An 8410-nucleotide genomic window follows, 5' to 3' on the forward strand; every position below is an offset into this window, starting at 1 on the left:
CGCATACAGCCAGTATTCGGGGTTTTGAAAACCTTGTTATTCGGGCAATCCACCAGCAACCATCGCACCAAAATACCGGTCCTGGTCCTCAGTATGCATAAAGGGTGTGTTTCTGTGTGTAGAAACACGGAAGTCCGGCCGGATTTCGAGTAATTTCTTTGCTTCAACCTGTGCATCTTCCAGACGTCCCATTTCAGCAAGGGTTGCGACCAAGATACGGCGCGGAGGAAGCGACTTTGGATAAGTTGAGATACCGGTTTTTGCCAGCAGAATTGCCTGTTCGTAATCTCTGATTAGGAAATGAGAAAGGGCCGCGTTAAAATTGTACCAGCCGGGATAACGCGGGTTGACCTTTTTTGCCTTGTTGTTCCACTCAATCGCTTCGGCTGGCTCACCCATAAGCGACCGTAGAAAGCCCATACCATATAGAACCTCAGGATCATTGGGATTCTCCCGTATTGCCCGCTGAAATGCCTGGTATGCGAGTTGATGATCGTGGTCAGCAAACAAATGTAGCTGGCCCAAGCGGTGTTGAACGCGATAGTCCGATTGATCCAGTTCTAACGCACGCTGTGCGTGCCTGCGGGCTTTGTTCAGCGCGGTTTCTGGATCGTCCGACCCACCAAAGCGCCAAAGGCTAAGGTAGCGACCGCTCAATTCAATATGTGCAGTAAGGTAGTCTGGATCGAGCACTATGGCTCGTTCCAGTAGTTCAATTGCCTCTTGCCGACTCGCAGTATTCAGCAGCTTGCTTTTGGCGACAGCCCTCAGAAAAAGTTCATACGCTTCTAGATCATCGGTTGGCCGTTTCCTAAGCGAAGCGATTTCTTCTTCCTCAACTACAATTTTCAGGGTGGATGCGATTTCCCGAATAAGGTCGGCCTGAGCGGAAAACAATTCTTCGACGCCAACGTCATATTGTTCCGACCATAGAGCGTGCCCCGACTCTGTCTCTATCAGTGTTGAGTTAATCGAAATATTCTCGCCAACGCTCTGAACGCTACCTGACAAAACATATCGCACACCGAGCTCTCGGCCAATTTCTCGCGGTTTGACCAAGCTGTCCGCAAAGGTAATCGAAGTAGAACCAGCAATCACAAATAGCTGTGGAAACTTCGAAAGCTGCGTCGTGATTGCTGTTCCAAAACCTTCTGCCAGATAGCCGACCTCTTCAATTGTTGAGCGGTTCTCAAAGGGCAAAACGACGATGGACGGTTCGTCGGGGATGGCAAGCGCAAACTCCTCTTGTTCGGTCAGGGGTGCCACATCTCTGGATCGCCACCATACGACCGAAACCAGCACCAAACAGATGCATGCTGCACCGATTAGAGTTGGCACCCACTTGGATATGTGTGGTTTCGTATGCGCAACTGGCTCTGAAATAGCCAAAGCCTTGGCCTTGTCATCCAGAACGACTTCGAAGGCTCGGACTGGTCTCTCTATGTTTTTGACTTCGGTCTCACCCAGATCCTCGAAATTCAGATCCAGCTTGTCCTGTACCTGGTCCCTTACGCTGCGGTGAATGCAAATACCTCCGGGCTCAGCCAAGCCTTCAAGTCGAGCGGCGACATTGACGCCATCACCATAAATGTCTCCATCCTCGGCAATCACATCTCCGATATTGATGCCGATCCGAAACACAATTCGTTCGCTTTCTGGAACGTCCGAATTTCGAGAAAGCATTTCGTTTTGAACAGAAACGGCAAATTTCATTGCCTGTACGGTGCTTTCGAACTCCAGCAGCGCACCATCACCCATTAGCTTGATTGTCTTGCCGCCAAAACTCGCCGCAAAGGGGTCAATGAGTTCCAGCCGATGCGACTTTAGTGCAGCCAGCGTCGCTGCCTCATCGCGTTCCATCAGCCGCGAGTAACCCACGACGTCAATACTCAAGATAGTGGTAAGGCGGCGTTCCACTTCCGTTCTCCCCTACGCCGAAGATTATCCATCCTGATCTATTGAATCCATAGTTCTGCTATTCGCCCTATACCAAATCGCATATTTGTGGCGCCGGTCAGGCTTCGACAAAGTCAGATTTTTCATGACGGAGACCAAGCATGGTAACCAATAGACGCTGACACTGTGTGGGCGATGAGGTGGTGCGTGGCGGTGTGGAGTATTCGTCATGCAAGCTTTAAATCTACCCGTCATTCGAGTTGGCCGATCTGCGTGGAACAAAGGTCGGGTTATTGGCCAGAAGCGCCCGCTTTTGCCAAGGCATGTCTGGGCAATACGCGTTCGCTTAGAAATTTCAGAAGATTATAGGAACTTAGCACTCTTCAATTTAGCAATAGATAGTAAGCTCCGTGGTTGCGATCTTGTTCGCCTGAAAGTTGCAGACGTATTTGCCGCTGGACAAGTAAAGGAACGCGCGTCTGTCAACCAAAGCAAGACAAAGATACCCGTTCGTTTTGAAATTAGTAGTGGTACGAGAAACTCGCTTTTGAATTGGCTGAAACAACCTGCAATGAAAAGATCCGAGTACTTGTGGCCAGGGCGTTTTCAGCATCGGCTGCATATTTCTACTCGTCAGTACGCGAGGTTGGTTCAGTCATGGGTCGCTTCGATTGGGCTTGATCCCAGTCAGTATGGGACCCATTCAATGCGACGCACAAAAGTGGCGCAGATTTATCGTAGAACAGGTAACTTGCGAGCCGTGCAGCTATTGCTTGGTCACACCAAGATGGACAGTACAGTGCGTTACCTGGGTGTAGACATCGAAGACGCACTCGCCATCGCGGAAGCCACCGAGATGTGATCTATCAGGCCGCTTTCGAGCGGCCTTTTTTTGCGCGAACTCTGAGAGTAGAATTTTCAGCCCCAAAGCGGACATGGCGCAACTCAAGGCGAGGACAATTCGGCTGTTTGTCCTCCAAGCCTTTCGCGCAGACAAATGGTATAGTTCCCCAACATTGAAACCGACTTCAAGCAAGGTCAGAAACCGACCCTGTTCATTTTCGCGTGGTCTTAACACTTAGCGACCAGTATTAAACAGAAAGGAGGACAACACGTGGAGCGAAAGCTAGCGGCCATCCTGATTGCTGACCTTGTCGGCTTTACCGCTCGGATGGAGCGGGACGAGAAAGGCACGCTCGAAGTCCTTTCAGCGCACATTGACGATATTGCTGCTCCGCTTGTCGGTCGGTATTACGGTCGCATCGTCAAACAGATGGGTGACGGTCTGCTCGCCAGCTTCGACAGCGCAGTCGACGCCGTTTCCTGCGCGGTTGAATGGCAAAACGCATCAGCGGCAGGTAAGGACCCTCTCCAATTTCGTATTGGCGTTACTCTTGGGGACATAATCATGCGCGACGGAGATGTTTTTGGTTCCGGTGTGAACCTGGCGTCGAGACTGGAGCAGCTTGCCCCACCGGGCGGTGTGTTGGTGTCGGACGCTGTATATCGTGTGGTCGGAAACCGTATACCGGTTGCTTGGGAGGATGCTGGTCAGCACACAGTAAAGAACGTTGCCGAACCGGTACATGCTTGGCGCATTGGCGGGTCAAGCGCAGTATGCGCTAAACCGGATCGGCCTGAATCGTCAGGAACAGCCACTATTGCGGTCTTGCCACTGCACAACATGAGCGATGACCCCGAGCAGGCCTTCTTCAGCGACGGGATTGCGGAAGACATTATTGTGGGCTTATCGCGTTTTCGGACGCTTAAGGTTGTTTCCAGAAATGCGTCTTTCAGGTTCCGGACACAGGACACAGATCCGGCCAAAATCGCGGAGGCTCTCGGCGCTGATTACCTGGTTGAAGGCAGCGTGCGAAAGGTCGGCAGTCGCGTGAGAATCTCGGTACAGCTCGCTGACGCGGGTACGGGCACTCAACTCTGGTCGGATCGATATGACCACGAACTGGAAGACGTTCTGGCGGTTCAAGACGAAGTGGCTCGAAATATCGTCGCAGTGTTGCCGGGCAGGGTCCAGCACGATGTCGTCGACCGTTCGACACAGAAACCAACGGATCAGATGAAGGCCTATGAACTGATGCTCAAGGGCAAGGCGCTACGCGATGGTCTGAACGCACGAGATACGGCCAAGGCGAGAGCGTTGTTGGAACGAGCGGTCGCACTCGATCCGACCATCGCGCGATCTTATATGTATCTTTCAGATACATATGTCATAGATTTGTGGCTTGGGCTGGCGGACGCTGACGCACCGGCCCACACTTTGAAAATTGCCCGAAAGGGCGTGGCACTGGATAACCGGGACGTCTACATTCAGGACCAACTTGGTTTTTCCTATCTCTGTGCTGGCCTTTGGGATGAGGCAGAGGCACAATTCAACAAGACACTTTCCATGATAGAAAACGAGGCGGAGTCGATGGCATGGTGCGGCTACGCTTTCCTATTGCTCGGCTTGCACGAAAAGGCGCGCGAAGTAGTTTCGGAAGCGATGGCGCTGGACCCGCTACATCCGCCTGCCATCGACTGGATTATGGGGCAGGTCGAATTTTTCAACGGCAACTTTGAAGCAGCGCTTAGTTTTCTAATGGGAGCAGCGCGGCTTAACTCGTTGGCCACAGCATTTGTCGCCGCCTCCTACGCGCAGCTCAAACGTGAGCGAGACGCCTCTGACGCATTGCAAGAATTTGTTTCTGAACGTCACGATGAGTTCACAAGTCGAGGTATTGTGGTTGAGGATGATACGTTAGATAGCCTTACTCGCGGGTTTCGGTCTATGTGGCGGCGACCGGATGATTTTAAACTTCTCACCAATGGGCTACGGGCGGCAGGTATGACCGGCTGACGCCGACCTTTACTCTTTTGTCCTACCGCCGCGGCCTCAATTACGCGTTTCTCTGCGCCCTGTTTTTTCGGCCGATGGCAGCCCGAAGCGGACCTTCGCAACCAAGCTTTGCTAACTCCGAAATACACAACGAAACGGCCAGTTGCAGAGGTTGTATCGGCGGTGGCAACCAACCATTCATGTCGTCGACTAACCTGTTCAACGTCGCACTACAACTTCTCCGAACTGATCCCACGAGGACCTAATCTTCGAAGCGTTCATTTGGCTCGACCACATTTACTTGCTTCGGAACTTGGTCGGTGTCATTCCGGTCTGACCTCGGAAAAAGCGAGTGAAATGGGACTTGTCAGAATAGCCGAGCATCAGTCCGATCTCTGCAATTGTCATCTGGTTTTGTTTGAGGTGCTCCTTGGCGACATCGATACGCAGCCGTTTGATTTCGCGCGGTAGCGTTGTGCCTTGTTTTTGAAGCGCTTTCAGAAACCGTTCCGGTTGTATTCCCAGCATTCCAGCCACCATCTCTGGTCCCAAATCGGTTTCATCCAGTTTGTCGCGTAAGACAGATCGCAAAGCTGCCACCACGGTTACTTCTTCATCTTGTCGAAGTGATGCTATGGGCTTGGCAGAACCCTCAGAGACGTGGTGCAAAAACAACCATTCCACAGGAAAACTAATTTGCATTCCGGGATCAGTCCCAAGGCCAACCTCGATCCCTTTGTAGTCGATAGGCAGCCCATTGATGTATCTGCTTTCCCATCGCACACGGGAAGAGTCCCAGGACTCTCCGACGACGGTCTGCAATAGGCGTACATAGATTGCGGCACCAAAACCGGTCACCTGAATGGGTGGGACGGTTGGTTCCTGTTGCCTCTCGATACGATAAGTCGCTTTGCCTGCTTCAATGACAAGGCTGTGCCGCACAGAATTGGACTCCTGCGGCACGAGCTCAACAAAGCGGGTAAAAAACTCGAACAGCGTTTTTGTAGATTGCAAGGCTTGAGCGAAGGGCGGCCATCCTTGTAGGTCAAACGCTTCCCCTACATTCAGTCCTAGGTATCGATCCCCTGATACTTCTGAGAAAGCATTTACCAAGCCGTAAACCAACTCGGAGTGAACGAACACGGATGGGTTAGTCATCAGTTCAGCTTTCAAGCCGACCTGATCCAATGCTGGTTGCGGATTGATCTTACGTTCGGTGAGATATTGCAGAAAGGGAGCGGCTAAAGAGAGGCGAACAAAGCCCTCGCTATGCTCTCGGGAGGTGGAGTTGAAAGGCAAGCTCATAACCCTTGTTGGATTAGCTTTAAGAAGTGGCCATTTTTGCAGTCACATTCGTACATCCTAATTCAAAAGGGGCAACCGAGCCAATGAATTCCAGACTATAGTTGGCAAAACATGAATATGAAGGGAGTACTTATGTCCGGCTTACGAATGTCTCTTTGCTCGACGGCAATTGTCGCGGCAGTTCTTTCTTTTTCGGCGACCGCGCAGGCTCAGGATCAAGAAGAACCCCAAACGCTGTTTACCAACGTGCATGTCTTCGACGGTGTGAATGAGCAACGCATTGAAAATGCCAGTGTTCTGGTCGAGGGCAATCTGATCAAGTCCGTCTCAACCGATGCCATTGATGCGCCGAGCGCGACGGTTATCGACGGCGGTGGGCGCACTCTGACACCGGGCTTTATAGAGAATCACGCGCACCTGATGCTCATGGGGCCATCGATTGCCGAGATGGAAACCAACTCGACCTGGGAGGATTTCGCCATCCACGGGACCCGGATGGCCGAAATGTACCTGATGCAGGGCTTCACGACCGTTCGCGATGCCGGGGGCGCTGGCGGCGGGCTGCGGCGCGCAATTGACGCCGGCCAGATCGTCGGCCCCCGCTTTTATCCTTCCGGGGCATTTCTCGGAACACGTGGTGGTCACGCCGATTTCGCATCCTTCACATCTCCGCCGGGTGGGGTGACCAACTTTGGGACTCTGAATATGGCCCAACAGGTCAACGGTGTTGACGAAATTTACATGTATGGCCGCAACAACCTGCGCATGGGTGCCACGCAATTGAAGTTCATGCAATCAGGTGGGGTGATTTCGGCATTCGATCCATGGCAGTTGCTCGCCGGTTCGAAAGAAGAGATCGAGGCCGCTGTTCAGGTTGCCAACGAGTACGGCACCTATGTCATGGCACATTCCTACCGCAAAGAAGCGATCATCAATGCCCTGAATGCAGGGGTCAGAACCATTGAACACGGATTTCACTTTGACTGCGAGATTTCTGCTTTGATGAAAGAAAAAGGAGCGTACATCACGACGAACATCACAGCATTTGATCCAGGCCTACTTGATGTTCCTTCCGTGAAAAACAACCCCAACAGTTTGAGGAAGGCCAAATCGGCCTCGGCGACCTTCGAAGCCTACATTCCAAGTATGAAGGAATGCCCGGCGCCGCGCGGTTTCCAAACCGATTGCGTCGGCTCGGTCGAAGCGTGCAACATCCAGATCGCCTACGAGAAACATCTGAATAACCATTTCTTCGGCCCCTATGCGTCGATGGTAACCCTAACTTCGGTAGGTGGCGAGATCGCGGCACTTAGCGGTGATTTCATGAACCCCTATCCGGAAGGCAAACTGGGTGTGATCGAAGAAGGCGCCTATGCCGACATCCTGCTGATAGACGGCAACCCCCTCGAAGACTTCTCTGTCGTTGGAACAGGCGATCAGTGGTTCGGTGCGGACCCGAGGCCGGACAGCCCGGAAACAATCCGCCTGATCATGAAGGACGGTGTGATCTACAAAAACACACTGGATTGACCAGATAAAGCAGCCGGAGAGCATTCATGCGAAATTGGTTTTGCTCCGCAGTATTCGCAGGGTTGGTTTTGTGCGGTTATGATGCTGCGGCGACGCCTGGAACCGCGTTGGACTGGGCAGATCTGCCAGATCCGTCTGCGCAGGTCTTTGATGACCCCTATCGTGAACTCAGCCCCGAACAGTTCGACGATGTTCTTTTCGTTGTGCGTATACGCGGCAGGTTGCAGCAGGAGGTTGGCAGCGCCGAAGAACGGCAGAAATGGCAATTGCTTTTAGCAGAGACCGAAGACGCCTTGGTGTCAGACGGAATTGACGTCGACTGGTTACTCGATCAGCGCGAGGTTGTGACTGAACGTCGAAGAAAGGCTGGAACGAGCGGAAACCCGCAATTCGACGGCAGAACAATCACACTCGCGGGCTTTGCCATTCCTGCTCCAAGCGATCCGGACGGCCGGCCTGTGGCGTATTTGGTGCCAGAAAGAGGGATGTGCAGCCACATGCCTCCACCTCCGCCTAACCAGATGATCCGTGTGCGGTTGAACGGGGACTGGGCGCCTAGCTATTTCCACGAACCCGTTCGGCTGACAGGCACGCTGACTATCGATCCTTCCGTTCATAATATGATGGTTGTGGATGGCCTCATGCCTATGAATGCGACTTTCCAGCTAGAGGCGGAACGTGTCGAAACTCTGGAAACCGAGGCAGACAGGTTGGAATGGAAGCAGCGTGCTGCTGATCGCATCCGCGCGGCAGGAAATCGCAAGACCGGCGGAGCAAGGGCGCCTGAATGATAAGACTTTTGGTTGTCGCAATGAGCATTGCCTTCGCTGACGCAGCGTCGGC

At 52.7% G+C, this 8410-nt stretch carries 6 protein-coding genes; 4 read left to right on the forward strand and 2 right to left on the reverse strand.

The annotated features are described in order from the left end of the window. Positions 1-36: 36 nt before the first annotated feature. The gene (locus ACR0CA_RS12055; RefSeq protein WP_480899241.1) at positions 37-1917 is read right to left on the reverse strand and encodes a tetratricopeptide repeat protein; all 1881 of its coding nucleotides are present in this window, start codon (positions 1915-1917) and stop codon (positions 37-39) included. 208 nt (positions 1918-2125) lie between these two features. Here ACR0CA_RS12055 and ACR0CA_RS12060 point away from each other — a divergent pair, with 208 nt between their 5' ends. Together ACR0CA_RS12060 and ACR0CA_RS12065 are read left to right on the forward strand one after the other, a co-directional pair. Next, the gene (locus ACR0CA_RS12060; protein WP_480860895.1) at positions 2126-2758 is read left to right on the forward strand and encodes a tyrosine-type recombinase/integrase; all 633 of its coding nucleotides are present in this window, start codon (positions 2126-2128) and stop codon (positions 2756-2758) included. Positions 2759-3010: 252 nt separating this feature from the next. Further along, positions 3011-4753 (forward strand): adenylate/guanylate cyclase domain-containing protein, encoded by a 1743-nt coding sequence (locus ACR0CA_RS12065; RefSeq protein ID WP_170555188.1) that lies wholly within the window; start codon positions 3011-3013, stop codon positions 4751-4753. 276 nt (positions 4754-5029) lie between these two features. On the opposite strand, the gene ACR0CA_RS12070 is transcribed toward ACR0CA_RS12065, so the two are convergent. Continuing rightward, the gene (locus ACR0CA_RS12070; protein WP_171120123.1) at positions 5030-6037 is read right to left on the reverse strand and encodes a helix-turn-helix domain-containing protein; all 1008 of its coding nucleotides are present in this window, start codon (positions 6035-6037) and stop codon (positions 5030-5032) included. Positions 6038-6154: 117 nt separating this feature from the next. Between ACR0CA_RS12070 and ACR0CA_RS12075 the strand changes: the two genes are divergently transcribed. Together ACR0CA_RS12075 and ACR0CA_RS12080 are read left to right on the forward strand one after the other, a co-directional pair. Then, positions 6155-7567 (forward strand): amidohydrolase family protein, encoded by a 1413-nt coding sequence (locus ACR0CA_RS12075; protein WP_234900806.1) that lies wholly within the window; start codon positions 6155-6157, stop codon positions 7565-7567. Positions 7568-7593: 26 nt separating this feature from the next. Next, positions 7594-8358: a DUF3299 domain-containing protein gene (locus ACR0CA_RS12080; protein WP_480899242.1), complete on the forward strand. Its 765-nt coding sequence runs from the start codon at positions 7594-7596 to the stop codon at positions 8356-8358. Positions 8359-8410: the final 52 nt, after the last annotated feature.

This window comes from Ruegeria sp. F12, from assembly GCF_056533885.1.

What these genes read in the sequence shown, in the direction of transcription:
- ACR0CA_RS12060 (WP_480860895.1), top strand. Translation starts at nt 2,126, where the DNA reads ATGCAAGCTTTAAATCTACCCGTCATTCGAGTTGGCCGATCTGCGTGG.
- ACR0CA_RS12070 (WP_171120123.1), bottom strand. Translation starts at nt 6,037, where the DNA reads ATGAGCTTGCCTTTCAACTCCACCTCCCGAGAGCATAGCGAGGGCTTT.
- ACR0CA_RS12075 (WP_234900806.1), top strand. Translation starts at nt 6,155, where the DNA reads ATGAAGGGAGTACTTATGTCCGGCTTACGAATGTCTCTTTGCTCGACG.
- ACR0CA_RS12080 (WP_480899242.1), top strand. Translation starts at nt 7,594, where the DNA reads ATGCGAAATTGGTTTTGCTCCGCAGTATTCGCAGGGTTGGTTTTGTGC.